2 protein-coding genes are annotated in these 876 nt (G+C 44.4%); one reads left to right on the top strand and one right to left on the bottom strand.

Annotated features, from left to right (window positions below; translation table 11 throughout):
* Window positions 1-454, top strand: a 454-nt coding sequence (locus ACTHUR_RS12705; RefSeq protein WP_440398847.1) for an IMPACT family protein, incomplete at its 5' end; no start/stop codon positions are given.
* Between the two features lie 49 nt (window positions 455-503).
* Here the strand turns inward: ACTHUR_RS12705 and ACTHUR_RS12710 are convergent.
* The gene (locus tag ACTHUR_RS12710; protein ID WP_003779629.1) at window positions 504-824 is read right to left on the bottom strand and encodes a DUF4298 domain-containing protein; all 321 of its coding nucleotides are present in this window, start codon (window positions 822-824) and stop codon (window positions 504-506) included.
* Between the last annotated feature and the right edge of the window lie 52 nt (window positions 825-876).

An 876-nucleotide genomic window follows, 5' to 3' on the forward strand; every position in this document is an offset into this window, starting at 1 on the left:
GTGCTATGCCTATCGTCTGGGTGTGGATGGTACGCAATTCCGTGCCAACGATGATGGAGAACCGTCAGGAAGTGTGGGTCGGCCGATTTTAGGGCAGATTGATTCGGTGGGCGTAACCGATGTTTTGGTCGTGGTCGTCCGCTATTTCGGCGGTACTTTATTGGGTGTTCCCGGTCTGATACATGCGTATAAAGAGGCAACGGCTCAAGCGTTGGCAGTTGCGGAAGTGGTTGAAAAGAATATTGAAAAAACCGTTTGGCTGAAATGTGAATATCCGTTTTTGAACGAAGCAATACGCATCGCTAAACAATATCAGGCGGATATATTGGAACAGGATTTACAGTTGGATTGTCGATTGACGGTAAGTTTGTCGTTGGCAAATTATGAGGCCTGTATTTCGGCTTGGAAGAATACACGGCAAATTGAAGTAAATACAGAAAAGCCTTTTGAATGAAAAGATCGTCTGAAATGCTTTGTGATGGTATTTCAGACGACCTCTTCTCTCATAAATCTTCTTGTGTGTATCTGTCTAAGGCATCGATGCTGGAGCGCAAATATAGCCATGCCAATTGATGGAATTCGCCCAGCGCGTTCCATAACGCATCTTCACTCATAATGCTGTATTCGCCTTCCGTACTCAAATCCAGTTCTGCCCCGTCCTCAATGGCTTGATGGCACGCCTGATACTCATGGGTATAAAAATTGTCCATATCGCGAATCAAAGCGACGGCATGTTTCCAACGCCGGATGTCTTCTTCCAATTGCGGTAGTAGATGACACCATTCGCGGTATTTTCTTTGGATTTCATCAATACGTTTTTGCATGGTTGTTTGTCCTTTTTTTAATTTTGTGGATAAGTTGAATAGGTTGCAGAGT

It is taken from the genome of Neisseria sp. P0021.S007 (assembly GCF_051956855.1).